Genomic DNA, 26,422 nt, shown 5'->3' with positions numbered 1-26,422 from the left:
CAAGGCGATCCCGCCGGGCGCGTAGGCGGCTGACCACGCAGCCGCCTACTCCCTTGGACAGGAACATTTGCAGCCCTTATCGGTTAGCTCAAGACCAGCGATAGGTTGCTGGAGAAACCACCTTCGACAGGAAGGAAAACGCCATGTTCGGCTCCGATTTATGGCTATTCGTTGTTGCCGGCGGTCCGCTGATCCTTCTCATTGCGATCATCTACGTGCTTTTCACCCGCCGTCACAGAGGCCCAGTCGAACGGCGCGAGAGCGACCGCGCGACCGAGCGCTTGTACCGCGAGCAAAAGGACTAGCGCACCAGCCAAGCTGTCGCGCCCAAGTCGTTGTTTTCACGCGATTTCGGCAACGCTCCGCGCGCGGCGCGGCTTGCCTGATCTCCGGACGGTGTTGCCGGGCCCATTTCGCAAACTCCGACAGCGGAACAAGCGAGGCCCGCGGCTGTTATCGAAAGGTCCGAAATCGGAGCTGCAGTTGATGACCAACGACGAGTTGCCGGGTCTGCCAGCATCGCTCCCCGTGATCGACGCGAAAGCCGAGCCAACGCTGAAAAGCGCCGCGGCGGAAGCGTTCTACACCCATGCAATCCGCGAGCTCGCCGCTACCGACATTCCTTTCCTCGTCGCCGGGACCTACGCGGTGAGCGCGTATACGGGCGTTGTTCGGCAAACCAAGGATCTGGATATCTTTTGCAAGGCCGGAGACTGCGCGCGCATACTCGAGCACTTCAAGAACATCGGCTATGCGGTCGAGATCCGGGACGACCGCTGGCTCGGGAAGGTCTTCGAGGGCCAGCACTTCTTCGATGTGATCTTTGCCTCGGCCAACGGCACAATGCAGGTCAAAGATCAGTGGCTGGAGCATGCCCGCCAAGTCGAGCTGCTGGGCAGCCGGGTCCGGATCATCGGCCCAACGGAACTCATCTGGTCGAAATGCTTCATCCAGGACAGAGGACGACACGACGGCGCCGACATCGCCCACACCATCCTCAAGGCGCACGACCAGATCGACTGGCAAAGGCTGCTCGCCTATCTCGATGTCCATTGGGAAGTGCTGCTGATGCAGGTCCTCAACTTCCGGTGGATCTATCCCAGCGAGCGGGACCGCATCCCAGACTGGCTGCTCGACGAACTGCTGGGCCGGCTTGCGCGGCAACGGCAGCTGCCGTCGCCCAAAATGAAGATCTGCCGCGGCCGCCTGCTGTCGCAGGTCGACTATGAGATCGACGTCAAGGAATGGGGGTTTGCCGGCGTCGGCGGCGTTGGAGAGATGCGCGATGCCTGAACCAGCCACATCAGCGAAATCAAACGGCAACGGTGTCATCAAGGTCGCCGCCATGGGCGACCTGCATGTTCAGGAAGATGCCCAGACCTCGTACCGCGACCTGTTCGGCGAGATATCGCGCGAGGCCGACGTCCTGGTCCTTACAGGCGATCTCACCAATCTCGGAAAACCGCGTGAGGCGGAACTTCTGGCCGAGGATCTGCGCGCATGCTCGATTCCCGTGGTCGCGGTTCTCGGCAACCATGACTACGAATCCGGTTGCGTCGAGCAGATCGCTGCAACGCTCCGCCAGGCGGGGGTCCATCTCCTCGATGGCCAGGCGATCGAACTGAACGATGTCGGCTTCGTCGGCGTGAAGGGTTTTGTCGGCGGCTTCGGTCGAAGGATGCTGGGCTCCTTCGGCGAGCCGGCCATCAAGGCGATGGTGGCCGAAAGCGTCAACGAGGCAATGCGGCTCGAGAATGCTATGCGGCAGGTGCGCGCCAAGCGCACGCTCGTGGTGCTCCACTATGCGCCGGTCCCGGAGACCGTGGCGGGAGAGCCTCCGGAAATCTTTCCGTTCCTCGGCTCCTCGCGGCTGGCCGAAACCATCGATCGCTTCAAGGTAAGCGCCGTGGTGCATGGCCATGCCCATCGCGGCTCGTATGAAGGCCGGACCCCTGGTGGGGCCAGCGTCTACAACGTCGCCATGCATATCGCGAAGCCGACCGGCCGTCCTTACGCGCTGCTCGAAATCTGAGGCGCAGCGCTGCCTCGCGCTTCGGAACCATGCCGGCAGCGATGAGTTGTGCAGGAGACCAACGGAACCAACTTCGATGCCTGACCCCAGACAACCGGATCCCGATCGCGACACGCCGATGCCGGCGCCCAGCTGGAAACCGGAGCCGGTCAGGAAGCCGGAGCGGCACGGGCTGCCGGACGAGGCGCCGCGTCCAAATCCCGATGAAACCGACGATCCGCCGGCGCCTGCCGGGCGCATCCGGACGGAGTAAGCTCGATGGCTGCGCCTCGCGCGATCTGGAAAGGCTTCATGAAGGTCGGATCGGTTTCATGCGGCGTCAAGATCGTCGGCGCCACCAGCGAAGCGTCGAAAATCCATTTCAGGATATTGAACCGGAGGGACGGCCTGCCGGTGAAAAGCGCCTATGTGGATGAGGAGACCGGCGAACCGGTGGACGCCGAGGACCAAGTCAAGGGCTTCGAGACCGATAAGGAGGATTTCATCCAGATCGAGCCCGAGGAGATCAAGGCGCTGAAACTCGCCTCCGAGCACACGCTGGAAATCGGCGAGTTCGTGCCGGTCGCAGACATCGACACGCGCTATCTCGAGAAGCCCTATTACCTCATTCCGGCGGAGGATGCTTCCGCAGAGGCGTTCAACGTCCTTCGGGAGGCCATGAAGAACAAACGGGTGGCGGCGCGATCCTGCGTCGTCCTCTACCAGCGCGGACGCGAGGTTCTCATCCAGCCCTTCGGCAAGGGAATGCTTCTCACCGAGCTGCGGGACCGCAATGAGATGGTTTCGGAGGCGACGGTGTTCGAAGGGCTGAAGAAGCAGGACTACGAGGCGGACCTGCTCGAGATCGCCGGTCTGCTGATCGACAAGAAGGCGACGAAGTTCGATCCTTCGAAATTCGAGGATACATACGAGAACGCGCTGATCGCCATGATCGAGGCCAAGCGCAAAGGCAAGAAGCTGCCCAAGGCGGCGCCGAAACCGCGTGAGAACGTCATCAATCTGGCCGACGTTCTGCGCAAGAGCCTTGCCAAGGAGGGCATCGCCGCGAAAGGCGCGAAGCAAGGCAAACGCAAGTCAGCTTGACGCCAAGAACGGCCGCTCAGACCTCGTCGAACCGGCTTCCTTCCTTGGAGGGATCGCGCGCGAGGACCCGCTCCTCCTCGTCGTCCGGGAGTGCCTCGTCACTTTCCTGATAGGGATTGTCGTCGTCTTCTTCGGGGAGCGTTCCCTCCGCTTCTTCATCGTCCTGCGGGTCGCCGTTGACGGCGACGCTGTCGGGCAGGATCCGGCCGCCCTCAATCGCGTCCCAGTCCTGCTGCTCGACTGCCGGAGCCTCGGTTTCGTCCTGATTTGCGGTGCGTTGCTTTTTACGCGGGTCCATCTCGTTCTCCAATGCTGCAAGCCTATCCGGCTCGCGGTTCGCTCAGTTGGAAAACCGCTCAGGCGAATGGTGGTTCCGCCCGTTGCAGCAAGTGGCGGCCGTTGTGGCGTCGCCTCTCCCTGGTAGGTGTCCTACGCGATCTGTTCGAACGTGCATTGGCGCGGCGCCTTGTCGGGCCGCCAGCGCACCAGCCTTGTTCCATGCCGGAATCGGTCGCCGGTGACATGGTCGAAGCGGACCTCCACGACCAATTCGGGCCGCACCGGCTCCCATTCTCCGCTGCGCTCGGTGCTCCAGCGGCTCGGGCCGCCGGGTGCCTTGCCGGTGAAGCCGAGCCCGCCGCGCAACGCTTCAAGCCTCTTGGTCAGCGCCGCTCGCTCGTCACTGGCTATGGTCGAGGTGAAGCCGACATGGTCGAGCTGGCCACGGTCGTTGTAGAGGCCAAGCAGCAGCGAGCCGATCTGGCGCTTGCCGCTCAGGTAGCGAAAGCCACCGACCACGCAGTCTGCTGTGCGCAGCCGCTTGACCTTGATCATGGTTCGCTCGCCCGGGCGATAGGGTTCGGCCAGTGCCTTGGCGACCACGCCATCGGTGGCACCTCGGCCGGCGCCGCGCAACCATCGTCTGACGGTCGCGAGGCTCGTTGTGGCCGGCGAGAGCTTCAGCCCGGCGTTCTCTGCCCTGGCAACGAAGTCCTCGATCGCCCGGCGCCGATCGGGCAAGGGCAAATCGAGCAACATCTCGCCTCCCGGGGCAGCCAGTGCATCGAACAGGATCAACCGCGCCGGTGTTTCCGCGCTCAGCTTGCGGATACGGCTCTCGGCCGGATGAAGGCGCATCTGCAGCGCGTCGAAGGAGACGCGCCCGTCGATCTCGATCACGATCTCGCCGTCCACGACGAATTGCCTTGCGGCGAGGTCGCGCAGCATCGTGGTCAGTTCGGGAAAGTAGCGGCCGAGCGGCTTGCCGGATTTGGCGCGAAGCTCGACGGCGTCGCGGCCTTTGAAGGCCAGGCAGCGAAACCCGTCCCATTTGGGTTCGTACTGCCAGGGACCTTCAGGCAAGGCGTCCGCGGTCCGCGCCTCCATCGGCGGCGTATCCAAAGACAGCGGAAACTCGGGACTCGAGATCGCCGGTTGGGACGTAATCCTGGAGGTCTCCATCTCGGTAGAACGTTCGACCACACCTGTAGTTTCCGGTTGAGGGGAACGAGTTGCACGGCGAGGCGTTGCCTCACCAAAGTTCAGAAACCAAATGTCGAGCTTTGACCGCGTCGGGCACTTCTTCACCAGAGCGAACATGAACTTCCGACAGGAAATCCGATGTCGGCTTCCGGCTTGAGCTATGGTCCTCTGGGCGAGCGCTGCGCGCATCTATGCGTCGACATGCAGAAATTGTTCGCGGAACCTTCGGAATGGGCCACGCCGTGGATCACCCGCGTCCTTCCGAGGATCGTCAGCCTCGTCGAATGGAAAGCCGAGCAGACCCTTTTCACGCGCTTCGTGCCGGCTGAAAAGCCTGGCCTGGGTGCCGGCACCTGGAGGCGCTACTATGAGCGCTGGGCCTCGATGACGATCGAAAATGTCGGGCGAGAAATGGTCGGGTTGCTGCCGCCGCTGTCATCCTTCTGTCCGCCGGCGCAGGTGATCGACAAGCATGTTTATTCGCCCTGGCCGGAGGGCAGACTGCAGACGGCACTTGCCGCGCGCAGCATCGACACCCTGGTGGTCACGGGAGGCGAAACCGATGTTTGCGTGCTCGCAACCGTCCTGGGGGCGATCGACATCGGATATCGCGTCGTGCTGGTCACGGATGCGCTTTGCAGTTCATCGGACGCGACGCACGATGCCCTGATGACCGTCTACCATCAGCGCTTCGCGCAACAGGTCGAGACCGTCGAGATGGAGACGGTCCTTTCGGCCTGGACCTGAACGTTATGGGACGATCCGCACCGGCTACAGCCGAAAGCGACCGATCAACTGCTGTTTGACGGGAACCGCAATGTTTCTCCGAAATTGCGCAGGCAGGGAGTGTGTAGATGCCTAAACCAGCGAAACGGGAAAAAGCTCGCAAGCCAAATCCGTCTGACCCCAACCCAAAGCAAAAGCCGCCGAGGGACACGCGCGAAAACCCGACACGGAATCCGGACGGTCCCGGCGAATTGCCGGACACCACCACGCGTGAAGAAGTCGAGACAGTCAGGCCTAACCTGAAACGCTAGTACCGGTAGGCGTACGTATTTCCGAGGCGCGACGCTTTGATGTTGTGGAGATAGGCCGCGCGAAGATTGACTTGTCGGCCCGACAAGACTGCGATTGCCGGCCAAAAAAGGAACCCCGGCTGCAGTGGTTGGGTGGGGGGCACGGCAGCCGAGGTCAATGTTTTTCTCAGAACTGTGGCGCCGTTTGCTTCAAACCGCAAATCTCGCTCTAAGGTCGAGATATGCTCGCGCGCAGCTTTGAGGAGCAGAATTCCTGTGATAGCAACTTAAGGTTGTCATCCTTTCGGTCATATTAGCCACCTAAGATATAATTACCAAATTGTTAACCAGGATTAATGCGCCTTTTCCACAGCATCGTAGTATGCGTTTGAGGCTGGATTACCTCAATGGAGCGGGGATCCCATACGTCCGTGGGTTGGGCCGGCGTATGCACTACTCCTTGAATCTATTCCTCACTTCGCAGCAAGTCGCCCGACACACGGTAAACAGCGTATCAGTTCATGCCGCTGAACAAGCCCTGCGTGGGAGTCAAGATAAAAAGGGGAGCGAGCGAAGTCGGCGGCGGAGAGGAGTAAATAAGGCGATGGGACATCTTCAAATTTCCGAGTCTTGGAAAGACGCGACGGGGTCGTTGCAGAACGGGCATCTGACGGACGTGAACGGGCTCGGCACGTCTGATCTCGAAGAAGGACACCCGACCGAAGGTCTGGTGGTAATTGTGGACAAGCGGGCACTCGAGCGCGAATGTCTTGCTCGAGGCCTTATCGAACATAATCCGGCTTTGCGCGTCAGCGCCGTAGGATCTCTTGATGAGATTCAGCACGTCGCCGGCGGGGCGGAGGCTTCCGCGATCCTCGTTATTCTCGGCGCCCGAAAGGTGACCGACCAGAGCGTTCGGGCGGAACTTGTGCACCTCATCTCCGAGGTCGGCGCCGTACCGGTAATCGTCGTGGTGGATTCCGACGAGCCGGGGGAGATCCTTGCGGCTCTCGAATGCGGCGCCCGCGGCTACATTCCCACGAGCGTCAAGGTGAAGGTCGCTGCCGAGGCCATCGGTCTCGCCCGCGCCGGAGGAATCTTCGTGCCCGCCAGCTGCGTGCTGGCGCTTCGCGAGATCATCCATTCGACGGCAAACGGCGCCCGTCCGCTCGCCGGAATGTTCACCTCGCGCGAGGCCGCGGTCGTGGAAGCGCTCAGGAAAGGCAAGGCCAACAAGATCATTGCCTACGAGCTCAACCTCTGCGAGAGCACGGTCAAGGTCCATATCCGCAACATCATGAAAAAACTGAAAGCCACGAACCGCACTGAGGTGGCCTACAAGCTTAGACAGATGATGCTTTGAAGGCTGCCCAGGCCTGGTGCCTGGCAATAGAACGACGCACGCCGATCCTCGACGTGGAGGCGGACCTATTTCAGGTCCGCCTCCCTTCGAGATTCAGAAATAGGACGGTGCCTGCAGGTCTTGAAACGGATGCGCTCAGGCCGATGCTCAGGCATGTTCCCGGTCGAGCATCTCGAATCCTGCCTTCACGAGAAATCCAACACTGTCGCGGCCCAACTCCGCACCGCGATATGCTGCTTCGGCAGCCTTCAGGCCTCCCGTCAGTCTGCGGATCACCGGAGCCGCTCCGAGTATCTCGAGCGGCAGGCCCAGCTCGCCGCGGTTGGGGCGCTTCGGCGGCCATACCCTGAGGCCGAAATAGCTGGCGGCCGAGCGGTCGATCCCGCCGCTGAACTGCACCAGCAGCGCCTGGCGCGTTCTCCTGGCGATGCGGCCCAGACTGTTGATGTCCATTGGGGGTTTGGCGGAGGGCCGCATAGCGACGATGATCACCTCCCATGCATCATCGGTCAGCAGAACCGGATGCGAAAAAACACCAACTCTTGCTCCACGTTCGGCGAGCATACGTTCGAGGAATGGTGCGCAGGGCGTGTCGCAGACGACGGCGAATCTCGAGGCACGCTGATCGACACCGGCATCCTCGAGTAGGACCCGGCATAAGCGCGCGAATTCCGGCATTAGGTCTATGGCCGGGTGACCGAGATTTGGAGCAGCAACCTTGATGCCGGCCTCGTCACAGGCATCGAAGTCCAACACGCCTTGCCGAAGCTCCCAAGGCTCCGCCATGAGCGCAACGACCGCGTGAGAGGGCAAGAGCTCGATGAGCGATCTCGAAATCGGTCCGACCTGGGGACAATTGGTGATGAGGTCGACCTCCTGCCATTTGCGGCTTTCGATGCGGTTCGTCACTTCCACGCGTTCGGCGACCTTGGCGTACTCGGCAAATGCCAACGTCGCGTCCGCGGCCGCCGCCAGGCTCGGATGTCTGGAGGATACGCGGGTGAGTGCAACGACACGGTCGGCATTGGCGAGCGCCGCGGCTGTCGCAGTCACCGCCTGATAGCCCGTCGCCGCGCCAGCCACGACAGTGAGGCCGGAGAGATCAAGATCGAGCAAAGCTATCTGCTTGCGGACGACGGCAAGTGCTTCCGCATGGTCGACCTCCAGAAACTGACGAGCGCCCGGCCTTGCGGGGAAGTCACCGGACGAAGGCTTCGGAATGGGCGTCACGTTGCGTGCTCCACTGACAGGCTGGCAGGCATTCTTTCGACGCGGAAGATCTGTCTCGTCGAATCTCGTCGCATGCGCGCGCATGCTTTTCAGGCATTGCCAGACGGCTGCCGGCTCGCCCATCCGGCACCAGTGGCTCCAGACATTCTCTCGGCATCCTTGCCATCAGAGCTAGGGCCTGAATTCAGTCGGCGGTCTGGATCGCCCCTAGCCGGACCAGTTGATTTCGTCGATCACGAATACAGTCGAAGGTGCCCACACTGCTACTGCAGAAAATGGGTGCCAGTGTTACGCCGTTTGATCAGAAGGCTTATCGACACCGCGCAGGCAATACGCGTTCAGGCTAAGAGGCTAACCGGCGCCAGATAGGGCGCTACCTCCTTTTCGGTTCTTGCCGGGAATGATCCGCCGCGTGAAGTTGAGCGCTAAAATCAGCCGTTTTCCTTGGCGAAGCTCATGACAATCAGCGCATTCGACACGAACCCCCGCAGACCCGGAATAGGCGTCGGCCAAAACCATCGTCCGCTTGGGGGGCGGCGCAAGAGGATCATGGACGTCACCATCGCATCGATCGCGCTTGTGCTGGCCGCTCCGATCATGCTTGTGGTTGCTCTCTTGATATTGGCGACCGACGGCGGACCGGCGATATTCTCTCACACTCGGGTCGGCTTCAACGGCAGGCGTTTCGCCTGCTACAAATTCAGGACCATGGTTGCCAACTCCCAGCAGGTTCTGGCCGACTATCTTGCGAGCAATCCCGAAGCCGCCAAGGAGTGGGAGCAGAATTTGAAATTCAAGAACGATCCGCGCGTCACCTTCCTGGGGCACATTCTCAGAAAGTCGAGCCTTGATGAGTTGCCTCAGCTCATCAACGTGCTGCGCGGCGACATGAGTTGCGTCGGCCCTCGGCCGGTCGTCCCCGACGAGCTGCAACGTTACGGCGCCTGCGCTATCGATTATCTTCGAACCCGGCCCGGGCTGACCGGCGCGTGGCAAGTGACGGGCAGAGACGCAATAGACTATCCCAGCCGTGTCTCCCTCGACAGCCGCTACGTGCGAAACTGGTCCATATGGGCCGACGTCGTCATTCTCGTTCGGACGGTCTTCGCTGTGATGAGATTCGATCATGCGTCCTGACTGCCGAGGAAGGCAGCGAGCATTGGCGGCATCGCCGCTTTAAAAAAGTCCGGCGCCGGCGACGAAATGGCAGCCGCAATCCGTCAATGCTCATCGGTCACGGCCCGACGCCACACGATGCCGAGGAAGACGCCGAGCAGGTAGGCGCCCTGCAGCGTGACAACGAAAAGCAGGATCGAAAGCAGACGGTCCCAGGCAAACAGGCTGCCGATGCCGCCTGCAATGGCGCTGAACACCACAATCACCGCGGTCATGACGATGAGCGCCGGCGCGCGAACACGAAATCCGAGCAAAATGCCGATCACGCCGACAGCGACAAGACCCCAAAGCACGGCGATCTCCTACGGTGTGAAAGACTCGGTGTGCCGCGCCCAAGTCTCCCACATATGCAAATCCGCACCAACACCGAATCCCCGCCGCGGCTGGACCGGATCTCGACCAGGCAGACTGGAATCGCAGCACCACCAGCCCTTGCACAAAAGGCGTAGGACACCTTGTCCCAATGACGCGTTTTCGCTCATTTCCTTGTCATCCCGCTGCGCCTACGCTGCTTATGAAATAGGTACGCGGAGTATTCACCCGCGGTGCGGCAGCGCGCCTTGAATCACCGTCCTGGAGTGAACGTTGTGTCTCTATTTCTTGGCGTTCCCGTTCAGGACACAGGGGCACCGGACGCAGCCTGGCGAGGCAAGAGCGCGTCGGCCCGCGGTTGTTGCATAGCATTTTCAGCGTGACGTCCATCGATGCTGCAGGCTTCCATCCTTTTGCTGATCGTGTCGATATGGTTCCCTGGCGCCACGCGGATTGCCGGAACCGATGGCTCGATTTCCTTTTTGCTCGCTTTGTTCTGCGGCCTGGTAAGCCTCGTTCCCTACGCCGAAGCGACAAAACGTCTGCATCGCACCGACACGGCCTTGGCGGCTGCCGTGCTGACAACATCTGCCCTCATCATGGTTCTATCGCTGCTGTCGGCGCTACACGCGGACAATCCGGTCAGGACCATGCGCGCTGTCTTCGCCCAGGTGTTTGGTTTCGCCACTATCCCGACCATTGCATTGATCGCCGCGAGGCCTAGGAGTTTTGAGGCAATCGACAGGATTGGGATGACCATGGCCATCATGGTTGCTGTTACATCCTGCCTTGTCGTTATTGGCCTCGGCGATGCTCGATTCGCCGATCGGGCGGAGGGCTATTTCAAGCATGCAAACCAGCTCGGAATTGCCTTGTCGGCCGGTCTGCCGCTTGTCGCCGCGAAGCTGGTCGCTTCTCGAAGGCACCGAATCCTCCTTTCGGTTTGCCTCCTCGCGGGGTTGCTGGGTTTGGTCAAATCGGGATCCAAGACGAATTTCGTTCTTGGGGTCGTCGGTCTCGGCACGTTCTACGGGCTATACTGCATCTATCTGGTGATAAGGAAGCAGCGTCCGGTAACAGTGATCGCGGCGACCGTTACGGCTCCGATATTGTTCCAGGCTAGCTTTATGATGTTGCAGTTCCTGAACCCACGGGCCTACAAGCTGCTGTCGCTTCAGCTCTCCGGCGGGGAGGCACATTCGATCGTTTCGCGGCAGCGACTGTGGTCGATATCAATCGACCTGGGCCTGTCGCATCCGTTCATGGGCGTGGGCGCAGGGCAATGGGTGGGCGACATCGCTCCGCACAGCCACAACCTGTTCATCGATTATTTTAGAACGCTGGGAGTGCCCGGCCTCGCCTTGGTGGTGATCATGGTTCTGCTGGTGGTGGGGTATCTAATCAGCGCCGTTCTTCACACATTGGTCGACAGGGGCAGGAGCGAACAAGCGACCGAAGTGAATGTCATGGTGCTCGGAACATCGGTCGCCGTATGGAACTACTTGGTCGCCAACCAGATGAGCGATTCCTTCGGGCCGTCAACCGCGGCCTTCTTCTGGCTGCCGCTCGCTTTGCTCATAGTCTACCGCGGCATGCAGCGATCGCTGCAGACCGGCCTTGCCAAGACCCCGAGGTTGTATGTCGGGACCGGGTCTCAGCTGCTTGAAGTTGAGTATGCCCCTCGCACATCGCCTTGACTTCATTGGCGCTCCAAGAGTTCATCGTACCACCCGAAATCCAATGACTTCGCACAGTTTTGGTGACCTGGCGGCAAGCCTCCCGCCAAGCGTCGAAGCACGCGCGCTGCGGACAGACATTCGATTTGTCGAGTTCTTTGGTCTGCCCGGGGTCGGAAAGACAACCACCTCCGGCCTGCTGGCGAACAGCCTGCGACGGTGCGGCCCGCCGGTAGGCGACGTGCGAGTGGCGTGGGAAGGAAGAACATTCATCGAGAGGCAGATACACAGAATGGGCGTTGTCGCCCCTCGGCTGCTAGATCGTGAGTTTCGCTCGTTGCTTGCTCGAATTGCCCGCTTCGTCATCGAAAGCAGGCAAGTGTCGCGCCTTGATGCCATCAGGCTTGTCTGGAATCTTATCAGCCTGGTCGCATTTATCCAGCATGAGAGGGCAAGAAGAAATTCAATAATCATAATGGATCAGGGGTTGCTGCAGGGATTCTGGTCCATATTGCTGAAGAGCAGATGCAGAAAAACATCCGAGAATTGGCTGGATATGCTTTCTGCCGTCGGATTGCATGACATGGTTTTTGTCCACCTGCGCAGCGAGACCGGCATCGCCAGAGACCGGCTCCTGACCAGGGGCGATCGCTCCTCGCGGCTGCAACGGACATCTCCGGACAGCGATCCCGACCTTTGGTCGGCGGCGGATCGGGCTTGCCGCGAAATGGCGGCCGCCCTTGAGCGGGGAATGGGAACGGAAGATCGCATGGGCGTGCTGGCGGCTATCGACATCGAAAGGCTTGCTTCGCCCGAAGCCGTGGCCTCGAGAGCTCTCGAGGCGGTCCGTTCGGCCTGTCTCGACCGGCATCGGCAATCCCTTTCTTCAGGTCAATGAGGATGAGGATGAACCGCCGTTCATTCATGGGTCTTGCTGGGCTGTCTCCCGTGTTCGCCCTGTTGCCGGGCGCGTACCAGGCGGAGGGCGGGCAGATGCCGGAGGGCAAGCAGCTCGTTCTGACGGGCGAGCATGGCTACGAACAACAAATGTTTCGGGATCTCGAAGCCGGGGCGACAATCGATGCCCGGAATGCTTCCTTCACAGTCGCCAACAGCAGAAATCCTGAGCCCAGCGCGATGATGGGCTGCGACGAAGGAGACCTGCCGGTCAATCGCTACCCGGTGGTCATCCGCAACTGTCCGGACGTTCATTTCATCGGGGGGCGCTTCGACGGCCAGGTGCCGCTGACCTCCGATTGGCGCGACACCTACTGCAACAGCGCGGCTCTGCTGGTCAGGGACGGAACCGCCAATGCGACAATAGAAGGTGTGCGCGCGCGGCGCTGCTGGGATGGCGTGCGTTTCGCGGCGCGGGCCGACGGCTTTCACCTGAAAGGCTGCTGGCTCAGCGAAATCAGGGATGATGCGGTGGAGAACGACTACCTGCTCAGCGGCATTGTCGAGGATTGCCTGTTCGACGGCTGTTTTTCGGGGATCAGCGTGGATCCTGCCTCAAACGAGCGGGATGGGACAGGGGAGACAGTGCAGATCGATCGAACCCTCATTCGCATGCACCCGTTTCTCTCCAAGGGCGAAATCACACATCAGGCGCCGATCAAGGCCGTCGATCAGTCACCCAGGCTGAGGATAACGGGATCGGTTTTCGCATTGGCTTCGGTGAACATGCGTGGACTCCGTCGCCTGGAAAGAACCTGGGGGCTGGCTATCGAAAGCCGGGACAACGTGTTGCTGTGGCTGCCCGACGAACCAATTCCTTCGGAATTGCCGCTGCCGCCATCCGGTTTCAAGGTGCTGACGGGCGCTGACGCGCGCGAATACTGGAACAAGGCGCATCTGCAATGGGTCGCGGCGCATCAGAACGTGGCCCGGTTCTCCGACGAAGCGCTGTGAGAAGTCGCACTCGGGGGCAAACATTCGGTTGCTTAGCTGTGTTGGGCGAAGTGAACTCCTGCCGAAACGCTTGTCGCTTCGCCCATTGAACGTACCTGTTTCGCAACGATAGGTTGGACCGCCGTCGCGTTCCGGCAGAGGGGGAGAGGACTACTCGATGAATCACGAGGCGGGTAACGGAACGGCGCCGCCAGGCTCCACCGCTCATATCCCGGCCACGTTTGTGACCCAGGGACGGCTGGCACGCGTCAGGGGGCAGAATATCCTGTTCAGTCCTTCCCAGCGGGCCATCTTCGCCGTCAACGATACTGCCGCCGAGATCTGGCGCTCCCTGGAAGAGGGAACATCGCCGCGCGCCATTTCGGCCGAGATGGCGCGCGCCGGCGTCGATGGGATCGAGGCAAACAGGCATGTCGAGGCCGCGCTGAGGGATTGGCAGTGGCTGAGCTTGATACGGCCCGACGCACCGCCGTCTGTGTCGGCTCGAGAGGCTGTGAGCCAGGTCGTCGCGATCGCGGGCCTTTCTGTACGCATCGAGTATCCTGCAGCCTGCGCCTTTCCCGCCGTCGCCGTGTTCCGGCATCTCGAGGTCCGACGAGAGACTGCCGACATTCTGTTCCAACTGGTCGAGCATGAAGGACGGGTCCACCTGTTCCGGGATGGCGACTGGGTTCTTTCCTGCGCGCCCGACGAGCTGCCCGTCATGGTGAAAGGGCAAATGCTGATCGAGGTCCTCGATCGCAGCGCCTACGAACTTGCTCTGCACGCGGCTGCGCTTCTCAAAAATGAGCGCATCGTGCTTCTTTGCGGCAACCCGGGCGCAGGCAAGACTACGTTGACCCTGGCCCTGGTCAATGCAGGGTTCGGTTTCGTATCTGACGATGTGACCCTGTTGGACTCCCGGGGACATGGCATTGGTCTGCCGTTTGCGCCTGCCGTCAAGGCAGGAGCATGGCCGCTTTTGGCCGAACGCTTCCCCGATCTCGACGCTGTTCCGGTTTGTCGCCGGCCAGACCGCAGGCGAGTTCGGTTTGCGGTGCCCAGCGAGGTCGTGCCGTCCTCTCCCATACCAATCGGCTATGCAATCCAGCTTCGTCGAGGTCGCGACGCGAAAGCTTGCCTCGAGCCGATCGACCCGGCCAGCGCATTGCGTGTGCTGCTCAACGGGGCGTTCGCACCCGGCCGAGAGTTGAGTGGCAGCGCCTTCGACACTCTGACCGAAGTCATCGGATCGGCGGGCACCTATTGCCTGAATTATTCGAAGCTCGATGATGCAGTAGAGCTGATCACGAAGGCATGCCGGTGAGACACAGAGGCAACGCGCTCGAGGCTCTGATCGCCGGACTTCGCGGCAGTCCGGCCGACCGGGCCGATTGGCACGCCGTAATCGCTCTGGCCAATCGCACTTTGCTCACGCCGGATTTGTTCTCCTCCCTCGCGCGCGCCGGCCAGATTCACCGGCTACCGCAGGACGTGTACGAGTATCTCCGGTTCGTTCACGACTGCAATCGGGAGCGGAACTTGCGCTTGCGTGCGCAACTGCGCGAAGCCGTTGCGGCGCTCAATCGCCGCGGCATCGTTCCGCTCCTGCTCAAGGGCGCTGTTCCCTTGTTCCTTGCGCCGGCAGGCCAGGCTCCCAGCAGGATGACAAGCGACCTCGATCTGGCCGTGGAGCCGGCCAACGAGGCGGCCGCCCAAATCTGCCTTGAAGAGCTCGGCTATGTCGAGGTGGCAGGTGAGCGAGGCATGGCGCGTGAGCAGGATGCCGGAATGCTGGAACTCCGGGCGCGCCGGGCGATCGACTTTGAACCTCCCAAGCTCGTCCAGCACGACGATTTGTGGGTGAATATTCCTACTGCCCAGTCCCGGGCTCTGCACTGGATCGTGCACGACCTGTTTAAGGAGGGCGACTATTGGCGCGGAAGGATTGATCTCAGGCACCTTCACGACCTGGCGCAATTGGCGGAGACCGAGAACGTGGACTGGAGCGCGCTGCAGGCATCCATGTCGGACCGAAGCGCCCGCAATGCCCTGGATACCCAGCTCCTGGCCTTGCATCACTTCTTCGGAACCAGGATCCCGGCAAGATGCGCGCGGCGCCCGATCGTCCGTTTCCAGCACTGGAGGCGCGTCTTCACGGCAACCCACCCGATCATCGGCGCTCCGTTGCGCCTGGCCGGGAATTTGATTTGGGGAACGCGGCGGTTTCTAAGCGCCAGGGGTTCGGCGAGGGGGGGCTCGTCCGATTTCGCGCGGCGCATCGCTCGTACGCTTTTGCTTCCAAGCGCGAAAATCTAAGCCTTTTGGTGAACTAGTATCCTGGCATCGGGAAACATAAGCTGTTGTGATACTTTGGAACCCGCATGGGAGAATCGTCATGCCAACCGAAAGCACGAAACGCTCGGAAAGGACGCAGGAAGTCCTCGTTTCAGAGGCTCAGGCGCGCCGGGACTTTCTCAAGAAGGCAGGGCGTTTTGCGGCGGTGACTCCACCGGCCATAACGGTTCTGCTCGGCACCAGCCTGAACTCCAGAGCGATCGCCAAATCGGGAGGAACACGCCCGGGCAACGGCTGGGGCGACAACAATCATATTCACATTGGTCCTCCCGGCCAGTCGTAAGGTTGACCGTCAGGGTCGCTGAAGCAGCGTTTTGAGAACCAAAAGCGCGTCGCGGGGAAATGGATCCCGGCGGCGCGCTTTCGCGTCTTTGCTTCAATTTTGATACCCCGATCGCTGGCGGCACGCCGCGGTCGGGGTATTTTGTTTGTTGGCGGCGACCGGGTTGGCGCAAGCGTAAATCGTTCCTGTCAGATCAGGCGAGCAGCCAATCGTTCAAATGGAATTCATAGATCTTGCCGTCGTTCTCGGTCGGATTCGAGTCGTTGTCCACGCCACGATCGACGACATAGAGGCTCATTTGGTGGCTCGGATCGTCGCTGCTCGGCGCCAGCGCAAGTCCCGCCGGCTTTTTCGCGTTGGCGGCGGAGATGTCGAGTGTGCCCAGCAGATCCCCGGTTGGCGTCACCATTGCCACGGAGGTGCGTGACACGATGACATAAAGCAGGTCGTGGACCGGATCATACGCGATGCCCCCGTCAGAAGGGGTTCCGAGCGCCTCTTCAGAAAAACTCGTCACGACATCATCGCCCCCCGTGCTTGGGACGCCGTCGAATCTGCCGTTCTGGCCCGGAGCGATGGTGTAAATCCTATGGGTTGTGCCATCCTCGAGATAGAGCACGCCGCGGTTTGTGTCGTAGGCAATACTCTCCGCATCCGTACTGCCGAACGCGGCGGTCCTGAACGAGGTCACGATATCGTCGGAGGTGTTGTAAAGCCCATCGTTGCCCGGGTTCAACTCGTAGACGCTCTTCGTGCCGGTATCGTCCGAGAAGAAGAGATGGTGGTTCGCCGGATTGTAGGTGACCCCGGCCGGCTCATCCGAGAAATTGATGGTGGTGAGCGTGCCCGTCAGGGTGCCGTTCAGATTCATCTGGAAGAGATTCTTGCCGGTGAAAATCGACATCTCCTCCACCTCACTATCGGTCACCAGCAGCTTGCCGAGGTGGGAGATATAGACGATATCGGTCGGGTCGGGGCTCGGCGGTGACCACTGCGAAGTCAGAATGGTGTGCGCCAAGGTCACGGATGTCGGCAACTGGGTGGCGGTGACGCCGACGGTGAAGGTGTGCGTGGCGATGCTGCCGTCGGACGAGGTGGCTGTCACGTGGAGATCGATCGTCGGTTCGGACTGAGCGTTGAGCGTGCCGCTGCTCGATCGCGTGATGACACCGGTGCTGGAATTGATGGCAAAGCGCGAGTCGTTGATCGTGTAGGTGACCGTCGAGCCGGCATCGGGATCCTTGGCCGAGGCGGTGATGCCGACGGCAGTGCCGGCGGCGGCATTTTGGACGATCTGATTGGCCGCGGTGTTGGCATCGGGCGGCGTGTTGAACGCGATCGGTTCGGGGCTGTTGAGGACGGCGAGGGTGAAGCTCTTGTTGGCGGTGCTGCCGTCGGAGGAGGTCGCCGTCACCGTCAGGTTGATGGACGACTGGGTCTCGAAGTCGAGCGTGCCTGTGCCCGAACGCGTGATGACACCGGTGCTGGAATTGATGGCAAAGCGCGTGTCGTTGATGCTGTAGGTGACCGTCGAGCCAGCATCGGGATCCGAGGCCGAAGCGGTGATCCCTGTCGGTGTCCCCGCCGCGGCGAGCTCGGCGATCTGGTTGGCGCTGGAGTTGGAGTCGGGCGGAGTGTTGAAGGCCACGGGCTGTTGGCCGGCCGTGACGCTGACAGTGAAGGTGCTCGTGGCGCTGCTGCCATCGGACGACGTCGCTGTCACCTGGAGATTGATCGTCGGTTCGGACTGGGCGTTGAGCGTGCCGGTGCCCGAGCGCGTGACGACCCCGGTGCTGGAATTGATGGCAAAGCGCGAGTCGTCGATCGTGTAGGTGACTGTCGAGCCGGCATCGGGATCCGAGGCCGAAGCGGTGATGCCGACGGCAGTGCCGGCGGCAGCGTTCTGGCCGATCTGGTTGGCCCCGGAGTTGGCATCCGGCGGCGTGTTGAACGCGATCGGCTCCGGGCTGTCGAGGACACCGAGGGTGAAGCTCTTGGTGGCGGTGCTGCCGTCGGAAGAGGTTGCCGTCACTGTCAGATTGATGGACGACTGGGTTTCGAAGTCGAGCGTGCCTGTGCCCGAGCGCGTGACGACGCCGGTATTGGAATTAATGGCGAAGCGTGCATCGTTGATGCTGTAGGTGACGGTCGCGCCGGCATCGGGATCGGTGGCCGAAGCTGTGATCCCGGTGGGTGCTCCCGCCGCGGCGAGCTCGGCGATCTGGTTGGCGCCGGGGTTGGAGTCGGGCGGAGTGTTGAAGGCCACCGGACTTCCGGATCCCGGCAAGACATATTCGATGTGCAGCAGCGGCGCGCTGGCGGGATTGTATTCGTAGGAATCGGCGGTGCGCGTGCCGGTGCCGGTGATCAGGAACGCCATGTCGTTGAGCGCCGCCCAGCCCGAGCGGCTGACGATCTCCTGGACGATAGCCGTAAGGTCTGGCGTGCGCTCGGCCAGGGCCTGCTCGCCCACCGTGGTCCACGGGGCCGGCGTCCAAGTCGCCGACGCGTCGGTCGTTGCCCGTGACGATACATTGAAGCTGGTGCTGGTGAAGGCGCTTGCGTCGTCGGTGTCCTGGCCCTTGATCAGCAGCGAGGCCGCGCCTGTCTTCACCTCGTTGGCCTGGAACTGGATGTAGGCGCTGGTGATGATCGCGCCTTGCGGGATATCGATACCGGTGAAGCGGAGACCGACCGTCTGGCGGGTAGAGCCGTCAAAGCCCAGTTCCAGATCACTGACGTTGCTCGAAATCGAGCCGGAACCTTTCTCCTCGACATCGTCGCCCGCGGCCGCCACCCTGGCCTCGAAAGTCCCAGGCGTGCTGCCGCCGGTGACGTCAACATTGAAGGCGTGGGTGTTGGTGCTGCCGTCCGACGAGGTCGCGGTGACCGTGAGCGCTACCGTCGGCTCGGACTGGGCGTTGAGCGTGCCGGTGCTCGAGCGTGTTATGACACCGGTGCTGGGATTGATGGCAAAGCGCGGGTCGGTGAGACTGTAGGTGACCGTCGAGCCGGCATCGGGATCCGAGGCCGAAGCGGTGATGCCGACGGCAGTGCCGGCGGCAGCGTTCTGGCCGATCTGGTTGGCCGCGGAGTTGGCATCCGGCGGCGTGTTGAACGCAACCGGTTCCGGACTGTCGAGGACGGCGAGGGTGAAGACCTTGTTGGCGGTGCTGCCGTCGGAAGAGGTTGCCGTCACCGTCAGGTCGATCGACGACTGGGTCTCGAAGTCGAGCGTGCCTGTGCCCGTGCGCGTGATGACGCCGGTGCTGGAATCAATGGCAAAGCGCGCATCGTTGAGGCTGTAGGTGACCGTCGAGCCGGCATCGGGATCCGTGGCCGAAGCGGTGATGCCCGTGGGTGCTCCCGCCGCGGCGAGCTCGGCGATCTGGTTGGCACCGGGGTTGGAGTCGGGCGGAGTGTTGAAGGCCACAGGCTGTTGGCCGGCCGTGACGGCGACGGTGAAGGGGTGCGTGACGACGCTCCCGTCCGACGAGGTGGCGGTGACGGTGAGGTGGACAGACGGCTCGGACTGGGCGTTGAGCGTGTCGGTACCTGATCGCGTGATGACGCCGGTGCTGGAACTGATGGCAAACCGCGTGTCGTCGATCGTGTAGGTGACCGTCGAGCCGGCATCGGGATCCGAGGCCGAAGCGGTGATGCCGACGGCAGTGCCGGCGGCAGCGTTCTGGCCGATCTGGTTGGCCGCGGTGTTGGCATCCGGCGGCGTGTTGAACGCGATCGGCTCCGGGCTGTCGAGGACATCGAGGGTGAAGCTCGTGGTGGCGGTGCTGCCGTCGGAAGAGATTGCCGTCACCGTCGGATTGATGGACGACTGGGTTTCGAAGTCGAGCGTGCCTGTGCCCGAGCGCGTGATGACGCCGGTATTGGCATTGATGTCGAAACGCGAGTCGTTGAGGCTGTAGGTGACGGTCGCGCCGGCGTCGGGATCCGTGGCCGAAGCGGTGATCCCGGTCGGCGCTCCCGCCGCGGCGAGCTCGGCGATCTGGTTGGCAGTGGGATCGGCATCGGCAGGCGTGTTGAAGGCCACCGGACTTCCGGATCCGGGCAAGACATATTCGATGTGCAGCAGCGGCGCGCTGGTCGGATTGTACTCGTAGGAATCGGCTGTGCGCGTGCCGGTGCCAGTGATCAGGAACGCCATATCGTTGACCGCCGCCCAGCCCGAGCGGCTGACGATCTCCTGGACGATAGCCGTCAGGTCGGGCGTGCGCTCGGCCAGGGCCTGCTCGCCCACCGTGGTCCACGGGGCCGGCGTCCAAGTCGCCGACGCGTCGGTCGTTGCCCGTGACGATACATTGAAGCTGGTGCTGGTGAAGGCGCTTGCGTCGTCGGTGTCCTGGCCCTTGATCACCAGCGAGGTCGCGCCGGTCTTCACCTCATTGGCCTGGAACTGGATGTAGGCGCTGGTGATGATCGCGCCTTGCGGGATATCGACGCCGGTGAAGCGTAGGCCGACCGTCTGGCGGGTCGTGCTGGCAAAGCCCAGTTCCAGATCGTCGACATTGGTCGAAATCGAGCCGGAACCTTTCTCCTCGACATCATCGCCCGCGGCCGCCAGCCGCGCTTCGAATAGTTCAGCCATAGTCGGTCTCCTCTCGTAAATTTCCTCCGCAACGACGGAATCTCCCGGTGCCCGATCGGGCGTCAGGCTGAGCCCATGATCGAGCAAGGCGATGGCGTCGTTGCGCGTGAAGAACGTGATCCTGGGAACTGACCTCGAGTTCCGCCGCTGATCAGTCTGTTGCCTGCCTCAGTCTTGGCCATGCGGGCACGACTGCCGCGAGCAGGCGCAACAGTGACAGGCCTTCCCGCCCAAGGAACAGCGACGGCAGGAGCCAGCACAACAGCAAGCCCCCCACAGAGGCCAGCAATGCCGTATCGATGAGCAGCGGAAGAGGCGATAGATGGAGGGCGCGAAGCCAGTCCACGAACGCCCAGATACCGGTTCCGACAACGCCGGCGAGCGCGACGCCAGGCAGGTGCGCAAGGAAGAAATTTGCCCACGTCATCCCGGTCACGCGGAGACTCAGCTGCGCCATGAGAAAGAAATTGGCCCCGAATGCCAGGCCGACACCGAACGCCACCCCTTCCACGCCCCAGAATTGCCCTATGAAGGCTCCGATGCAGACACCGACGGTGAAAACAGCCTGGCGCCAGGCCCGGGCGTAAACCGTTCCGGTTGCCCGCGAGACGGAATCGCTAAGCTTGTAGCTCGTGCGGAACAGCATGCTGAACGCCAGGATCTGGAGGGGGCCGACCACGCCCTCCCAGCCCCGTCCGAGAATGACCCGAACCAATTCGGGTGCGACGATCGCCACCACCACGCTGGCCGGCAGGACAAGCAGGCTGCAACCGGCGACCGCGCTGCGATAAGCGCGCGCAAGCCTGACGGGCTCTTCCTGGACCAGCGCCATGGTGGGGAACAGCACGCGATCGAGAACCTGGCCGACGATCACCGCCGGAGTGGTCATGAGTTGGGACGACAAACCGTAGACACCGAGCGCATCGGCGCCGAGATAGCGGCCCACGACAAGCCTGTCCACCTGAGTGGCAAGGTAGTTGCAGACCCGCGCAATGGTGAAGCCGCCGCCAAAATAGAGCAGTTCGAAAATCGCGCTCCGCTCGAGCAACGGCCGCATCGGGTGCCGCTGGCCGACGAGCAGCACGATCGTGCGGAACAACTGCTGGACCAGGATCGCTGCGACAAGTGCCCAGATACCGAAGCCGAGCCAAGCCAGCACTGGACCGACGACCACGTAGCCGATGGCGAAAGCGACCGCGTCGACAAGCGCGAGCCAACGGAACCGCAAGGCACGCTGGGCCGAGGCCAGCGCCACCATGGAGGCTCCTTGGAAAAGAAAGATGAAGCAGACCGCACGCACGATCGGAGTGAGCTCGGGCAGGCGAAGAAGACCGGCAATAGCGGGTGCCAACGCCCATACCAGAGCGGTTACGGTAAGCCCAAGGAAGAGCGACAGGGTATATCCGACCCGGAGATGCCGCTCCTCCAGTACAGGTCGCTGCACGATCGCAGGCGTGATGCCGAGGCCCTGGAAGATGGCCGAAAACTTGATGACGATCAGTGCCGCGGAGTAGAGACCGAACTCGTTGGGCGAGAGCAACCGGGCCAGGAGGACGAGGGCGACAAGCTCGGCAACCGCCAAGGCGCCCATGGACAGGCCCGTCCAGAACATGCCTACGACACTGCGTTTTGCCAGCCCGCGCCGGATGTCGCTCATGCCAATCTCCACATGCCGCCTTGCTTACTCGACCGACCAAAGAAGGGCGGCCATGCATCTCCCCGGAACCGCTCAGCGGGGGGAGGGGATATTCGGATGGCCATGCTGAAACGCCAACGGCGCCCGCGTGGGCCGCGAGCCATGCCCGACGAGAAGGGACGGGGGGATCTCGTAGCGGTAGAATCCCATCTCATCCCGCACCTCGGGGATGATCGCCGCCAGTTCGTTCGCATCCAGGCGCAGCCACTTCTGCTGGCGGCCGGGATCGATCATCTCCTTCGCCACGCGAAGGATGTCGTCAGAGCAATGCAGCCCGCAATGTTCATAGATACGGCGCAAGACCAACTCGGGATCCTGTATCAGATCCTCATAGCGAAACGACAGCACGCGGCCTTCGCCCAGCCTGGCGAGATCCTCTCGGGCCATTCGATTGCCGCGCGCCCACTGGCGCGCGATCACTGTCAATTTTTGATGCTCCTGCAAATCCCGATCTATTCCCTTGTAGCGCGGTCCGTAGATCGACGTGTATTTTCTGTGTAATATCCTCTTGGCGACTATCTGCTTTACGACGTCTCCCACGTAGTAATGGACTTGTGTGGCCGGCGTTTCTTTCAATAGTCGCAGAAGACCTTTGAAACTTTTTGCGCGCTGCCACTTAAGTTCCATGGAGCTTATATAGGAAAACGGATTCCTTGTAATATATAGAAATATAGCTTCTGGGAATATCTGGTGGATAAATGGCACGCGCAAGACGTTGGCGGGCGTATTTTCCATGATTTGCCGGTTGCCGTTCCGCAGCTGATAGTCGAGGAACCGGTTGCGAATGTAGCGCACGACCTTCTCGCTGGCGTCGGCTTTGACAAATTCGTCATGCCGCCGCGCCGGATCGGCATAGAGCCACAATGTTTTTGGCTCGTACCAGGTGACGACATCCGGGTGCAGCCCGATCAATTTCTGCGTGATGGTGGTGCCCGACCGGTAGTTGCCAATCAGAAAAATCGGAGGTTTCAACTCTGCTGTCGTCATGACAAGCCCCTATCGCTAAAGGTCAACCAGGATGCACGGATGCGCACGACAACGCGCTGCTACTGGTCTCTGAACGCACGCATCATCTGGTCCGTCAAAGGCTTCATCAGGTATGAGAGCACCTTGCGGTCGCCAGTCCGTACGAACGCTTCCACCGGCATGCCGGGCGCCAGCGAGAGCGCTCCAAGCTTCTTCAGCTCGTGGGGGTCGGGGGTGATGCGTACCGTGTAGTAGATTTCGTTGGTATGCTGATCGCGCGTCACGTCTGCCGCGATCATGGAGACCATACCTTCCATTTCGGGCGTGGTGTGGACGTTGAAAGCCGTGAAGCGAAGAAGCGCGCGCTGACCGATCGAGAGCTGATCGATGTCCTGGGGTGCGGCCTTTACCTCGACCGCGAGAGCATCGGTGTCGGGCACGATCAGCATGATCGGATCCCCCGCGCCGATCACGCCGCCAACGGTATGGACTGCCGATTGATGGACCGTGCCGCTGGCGGGGGCGCGAATATCGATGCGCGACAGCTGGTCCTCGGCGGCGACCTTGCGCTCCTCGAACTCGGCGATTTTGGCCTCGACATCGCGCAGATCGCTCCCGGTCTCGCTGGAAAACTCCTTGTCCAGCTGCAGGATCTGCAGCTCGATTTCGGCGATCGCTCCCTTTGCCTGCGCAATGCTCGACACAAGTTGCGCCCGTTCACCCTCGATGCGCGTCGCCTCACGTTCATATTCGGTCAGCTTCGATTTGAGGGTGAGTTTCATTTCGACAAGACTGCGGATGTCGACGAGCTCGTCGTTGATCAGCTTGATCTCCTTCGTCTTTGCCGATTCCTGCGCCGAATAGCCTTCGATCTGCTTCCCGAACTGCTCGATGCGTTCGCGCAGGCGCGCCTTGTTGCCAGACACCTCGGTTCGACGAAGCTCGAACAGCCGCTGTTCGCTCGCCACCGTGGCAGCTATCTCAGGGTCGTTCATTCTCGCGACAAGCATCGGAGCAAGCGTGATGCGCTCGCTGCCGTCACGCTCGGCCTCGAGCCGGGATTTTCGCGCATAGAGCTCATCCAGGTTCTTCGTCACGTAGGCCAGGCTGGCACGCGGAACGGTGTCGCTGAGCTGGACCAGAACGTCTCCGGCCCTGACGCGGTCGCCGTCGCGCACAAAAATCTTGCCGACCACACCGCCGGTCGGGTGTTGAACCTTCTTTTCGCTGCTGTCGACGACCACCGTGCCGTGCGAAATCACCGCTCCCGAAATATCCACCGTCCCGGCCCAGACTCCCATTCCGCCGACGAGCAATGCGACGATGGTCGTGCCGCCCAGCAGATTGCGACGGATCGACCGTCCGTTCAAAAGCGACACGTTCGAAAGGGCAGCTGTCATTTCCCCATTCCAATCCGGGTCAGCCATCAACGCGGTGTCGGAGTGAGCTTGAAAACCGGCTGCAGGCCTGCGGTCACGGTCTGTGGCGCGGGCAAGAGTGTCGACAGAACGCTTTCCCTGGTGCCGAACATCTGCGTCTGGCCTTCTTTCATCACGAGCAGGAAATCCACTGTGCTGAGAATGTTCGGCCGATGCGCCACAATCGCTAAGATGCCGCCGCGGGCCTTGATTGCGAGGATGGCAGCGGCAAGCGCCATTTCACCTTCGGCATCGAGATTGGAGTTGGGTTCGTCGAGGACCACCAGGAACGGATCGCCATACAGCGCGCGCGCCAGCGCAATGCGCTGACGCTGGCCGGCTGAAAGCGCGGTTCCGCCCTCTCCGATCTGCGTCTCGTAGCCATTGGGGAGACCGATGATGAGCTCGTGGACGCCCGCGGCGCGGGCGGCTGCGACAATGGCCTGCGGGTCCGGCCCGGGATCGAAGCGCGCGATATTGTCGGCAACCGTTCCCGCGAACAGTTCGACGTCTTGCGGAAGGTAGCCTATGTAGCGGCCCAGCCGCTCCGACGACCACTGGTCGAGAGCGGCGCCGTCCAGCTTGATACGGCCCGCCAACGGTCGCCATGCGCCGACCAGCCCGCGAACCAGACTCGATTTGCCGGAACCGCTTGGTCCTATGATGCCTAGCACCGAGCCGGCATCCAGGCTGAATTCCACACCTTGCACGATGATGCGTTGCGCGCCCGGCGCACCGATCGCGATGCGCTCCACAGTCAACTTCGACCCGGGCACCGGAAGCGCCATCGGTTGAGCGTCCTGCGGCAACCGGGCGAGCAATTTGCTCAGCCTGCTCCAGCTCTGTCGCGCCCCGACGAAGTTGCGCCAATGGGCGATGGCAAGATCGACGGGCGCCAGCGCACGGCCTACAAGGATGGAGCCGGCGATGATGATCCCGGAGGTCGCCTCGCCCTCGATCACGAGCCAGGCGCCCACACCCAGCATCGCCGACTGAAGCATCAGTCGCAACGCGCGAGCGAAACTGCCGAAACCGCCAACGATGTCGCTGACACGCTGTTGCAGCGCAAGATGCTCGCGGCTCGCTTCGCGCCAGTGGTCGTGCAGGCGCCTGCCCATGCCCATCGCCTGAAGCACCTCCGCGTTGCGGCGGCTGGCCTCGGCCAAGCTGTTGCGCCTCACGCTGCTTTGAACCGCGGCGCCCATCGGTCTGCGCGTGAGGATCTCCGTCGCGACCGTCAGCGTCACCAGCACCAACGCGCCGCAAGCGGCGGTTGTCCCGAGGGTCGGATGAAGGCTCCAGATGATCGCCAGATAGAAGGGCAGCCAGGGAAGATCGAACAGGGTGCCAGGCCCGGCACTCGACAGAAAAGTACGGATGTTGTCGAGATCGCGTTGCGGCTGCAATCCATCTCCCTGCTGGCCGATGTACAGGGGCAACCTCGAAACGGCGGTGAATACGCGTCCCCCAACCGCTTCGTCCAACTCAGCACCGATCCGGTTCATGATGCGGCCGCGCACGAGGTCGATGACTGCCTGCCCGGCAAACAGAGCGCCGGCCAGTATTGCCATGGCGATCAGAGTGGGGACGCTGCGGCTCGGCAGCACCCTGTCGTAGACCTCTAACATGAACATTGCGCCGGTCAGCATGAGGATGTTGCTCACGCCGCTGAAAACCGCAACGCCCGCGAAGGCTGCCTTGCAGGAGCGCAACGCACTGGCCAGTTCGGAGCCGGGCGCCGGTTCCTTGGTCGAGGACCGGGCGCCGGCGTTCGCGAATGCGCCGGGCAAGTCGTTTCTTCGTCTCCGCCTTGCGCTGCGGACGGCTGCCATGAG

Annotated in this window: 23 protein-coding genes; 14 read left to right on the top strand and 9 right to left on the bottom strand. The window is 61.9% G+C overall.

Features of this window, described 5'->3' with window-relative positions:
* Positions 1 to 143: 143 nt before the first annotated feature.
* From P9254_RS05740 to ku, 5 genes are all read left to right on the top strand, one after another.
* The gene (locus P9254_RS05740) at positions 144 to 305 is read left to right on the top strand and encodes a hypothetical protein (RefSeq protein WP_082953723.1); all 162 of its coding nucleotides are present in this window, start codon (positions 144 to 146) and stop codon (positions 303 to 305) included.
* 181 nt (positions 306 to 486) lie between these two features.
* Complete coding sequence (locus tag P9254_RS05735) at positions 487 to 1,293, top strand: nucleotidyltransferase (protein ID WP_095831682.1); 807 nt, start codon at positions 487 to 489, stop codon at positions 1,291 to 1,293.
* Complete coding sequence (locus tag P9254_RS05730) at positions 1,286 to 2,032, top strand: metallophosphoesterase family protein (RefSeq protein ID WP_067320643.1); 747 nt, start codon at positions 1,286 to 1,288, stop codon at positions 2,030 to 2,032. The genes P9254_RS05735 and P9254_RS05730 overlap by 8 nt, the downstream gene beginning before the upstream one ends.
* 76 nt (positions 2,033 to 2,108) lie before the next feature.
* On the top strand, positions 2,109 to 2,285 hold the full coding sequence (locus tag P9254_RS05725) for a hypothetical protein (RefSeq protein ID WP_095783951.1): 177 nt from the start codon (positions 2,109 to 2,111) through the stop codon (positions 2,283 to 2,285).
* A 5-nt stretch (positions 2,286 to 2,290) separates the two neighbouring features.
* Complete coding sequence (ku, locus tag P9254_RS05720) at positions 2,291 to 3,115, top strand: non-homologous end joining protein Ku (RefSeq protein ID WP_127245872.1); 825 nt, start codon at positions 2,291 to 2,293, stop codon at positions 3,113 to 3,115.
* Positions 3,116 to 3,131: 16 nt separating this feature from the next.
* Here ku and P9254_RS05715 read toward each other — a convergent pair whose 3' ends face one another.
* Together P9254_RS05715 and P9254_RS05710 are read right to left on the bottom strand one after the other, a co-directional pair.
* Positions 3,132 to 3,413: a hypothetical protein gene (locus tag P9254_RS05715; RefSeq protein ID WP_278053341.1), complete on the bottom strand. Its 282-nt coding sequence runs from the start codon at positions 3,411 to 3,413 to the stop codon at positions 3,132 to 3,134.
* A gap of 131 nt (positions 3,414 to 3,544) precedes the next feature.
* The gene (locus P9254_RS05710; RefSeq protein ID WP_278054713.1) at positions 3,545 to 4,576 is read right to left on the bottom strand and encodes an ATP-dependent DNA ligase; all 1,032 of its coding nucleotides are present in this window, start codon (positions 4,574 to 4,576) and stop codon (positions 3,545 to 3,547) included.
* 159 nt (positions 4,577 to 4,735) lie between these two features.
* Between P9254_RS05710 and P9254_RS05705 the strand changes: the two genes are divergently transcribed.
* Together P9254_RS05705 and P9254_RS05700 are read left to right on the top strand one after the other, a co-directional pair.
* A complete protein-coding gene (locus P9254_RS05705; protein ID WP_066992037.1) occupies positions 4,736 to 5,344 on the top strand; it encodes a cysteine hydrolase family protein in 609 nt (202 codons plus the stop codon).
* 873 nt (positions 5,345 to 6,217) lie between these two features.
* Positions 6,218 to 6,976 (top strand): helix-turn-helix transcriptional regulator, encoded by a 759-nt coding sequence (locus P9254_RS05700; protein ID WP_067320656.1) that lies wholly within the window; start codon positions 6,218 to 6,220, stop codon positions 6,974 to 6,976.
* A gap of 147 nt (positions 6,977 to 7,123) precedes the next feature.
* Here P9254_RS05700 and P9254_RS05695 read toward each other — a convergent pair whose 3' ends face one another.
* Positions 7,124 to 8,329: a hypothetical protein gene (locus P9254_RS05695; RefSeq protein WP_278054341.1), complete on the bottom strand. Its 1,206-nt coding sequence runs from the start codon at positions 8,327 to 8,329 to the stop codon at positions 7,124 to 7,126.
* A gap of 426 nt (positions 8,330 to 8,755) precedes the next feature.
* Here P9254_RS05695 and P9254_RS05690 point away from each other — a divergent pair, with 426 nt between their 5' ends.
* A complete protein-coding gene (locus P9254_RS05690) occupies positions 8,756 to 9,343 on the top strand; it encodes a sugar transferase (protein WP_208720894.1) in 588 nt (195 codons plus the stop codon).
* Between the two features lie 83 nt (positions 9,344 to 9,426).
* Here the strand turns inward: P9254_RS05690 and P9254_RS05685 are convergent, their stop codons facing one another.
* Entirely contained in the window at positions 9,427 to 9,675 is a 249-nt protein-coding gene (locus P9254_RS05685; RefSeq protein ID WP_066992046.1) for a hypothetical protein, read from the bottom strand.
* 411 nt (positions 9,676 to 10,086) lie between these two features.
* On the opposite strand from P9254_RS05685, the gene P9254_RS05680 reads away from it, so the two are divergent.
* The 6 genes from P9254_RS05680 to P9254_RS05655 all read left to right on the top strand — a co-directional run bounded on the left by P9254_RS05680 (position 10,087) and on the right by P9254_RS05655 (position 15,901).
* Complete coding sequence (locus P9254_RS05680) at positions 10,087 to 11,391, top strand: O-antigen ligase family protein (RefSeq protein ID WP_066992048.1); 1,305 nt, start codon at positions 10,087 to 10,089, stop codon at positions 11,389 to 11,391.
* Positions 11,392 to 11,434: 43 nt separating this feature from the next.
* Complete coding sequence (locus P9254_RS05675; protein ID WP_278054340.1) at positions 11,435 to 12,268, top strand: hypothetical protein; 834 nt, start codon at positions 11,435 to 11,437, stop codon at positions 12,266 to 12,268.
* Positions 12,269 to 12,276: 8 nt separating this feature from the next.
* Positions 12,277 to 13,281, top strand: a complete 1,005-nt coding sequence (locus tag P9254_RS05670; protein WP_067320796.1) for a hypothetical protein — start codon at positions 12,277 to 12,279, stop codon at positions 13,279 to 13,281.
* Positions 13,282 to 13,438: 157 nt separating this feature from the next.
* Entirely contained in the window at positions 13,439 to 14,587 is a 1,149-nt protein-coding gene (locus tag P9254_RS05665; protein WP_278054338.1) for a PqqD family peptide modification chaperone, read from the top strand.
* Entirely contained in the window at positions 14,578 to 15,579 is a 1,002-nt protein-coding gene (locus P9254_RS05660) for a nucleotidyltransferase family protein (protein ID WP_245433363.1), read from the top strand. Before P9254_RS05665 ends, P9254_RS05660 begins: the two co-directional genes overlap by 10 nt.
* 79 nt (positions 15,580 to 15,658) lie before the next feature.
* Positions 15,659 to 15,901 (top strand): hypothetical protein, encoded by a 243-nt coding sequence (locus P9254_RS05655; RefSeq protein ID WP_082953725.1) that lies wholly within the window; start codon positions 15,659 to 15,661, stop codon positions 15,899 to 15,901.
* A 193-nt stretch (positions 15,902 to 16,094) separates the two neighbouring features.
* Here P9254_RS05655 and P9254_RS05650 read toward each other — a convergent pair whose 3' ends face one another.
* The 5 genes from P9254_RS05650 to P9254_RS05630 form a co-directional block, all read right to left on the bottom strand.
* The gene (locus P9254_RS05650; protein WP_278054337.1) at positions 16,095 to 20,507 is read right to left on the bottom strand and encodes a hypothetical protein; all 4,413 of its coding nucleotides are present in this window, start codon (positions 20,505 to 20,507) and stop codon (positions 16,095 to 16,097) included.
* A 151-nt stretch (positions 20,508 to 20,658) separates the two neighbouring features.
* Positions 20,659 to 22,164, bottom strand: a complete 1,506-nt coding sequence (locus P9254_RS05645) for a lipopolysaccharide biosynthesis protein (RefSeq protein ID WP_245307672.1) — start codon at positions 22,162 to 22,164, stop codon at positions 20,659 to 20,661.
* Between the two features lie 72 nt (positions 22,165 to 22,236).
* A complete protein-coding gene (locus P9254_RS05640; RefSeq protein WP_082954065.1) occupies positions 22,237 to 23,190 on the bottom strand; it encodes a sulfotransferase family protein in 954 nt (317 codons plus the stop codon).
* 59 nt (positions 23,191 to 23,249) lie between these two features.
* Entirely contained in the window at positions 23,250 to 24,569 is a 1,320-nt protein-coding gene (locus P9254_RS05635) for an HlyD family type I secretion periplasmic adaptor subunit (protein WP_278054335.1), read from the bottom strand.
* 26 nt (positions 24,570 to 24,595) lie between these two features.
* A complete protein-coding gene (locus P9254_RS05630) occupies positions 24,596 to 26,419 on the bottom strand; it encodes a type I secretion system permease/ATPase (RefSeq protein ID WP_278054712.1) in 1,824 nt (607 codons plus the stop codon).
* Between the last annotated feature and the right edge of the window lie 3 nt (positions 26,420 to 26,422).

The organism is Mesorhizobium sp. WSM4983, from assembly GCF_029625765.1.
In the GTDB taxonomy this organism is placed as follows: domain Bacteria; phylum Pseudomonadota; class Alphaproteobacteria; order Rhizobiales; family Rhizobiaceae; genus Mesorhizobium.
The sequence above is the reverse complement of the archived record's forward strand: the minus strand, read 5'-3'. Positions and strand labels throughout refer to the sequence as shown.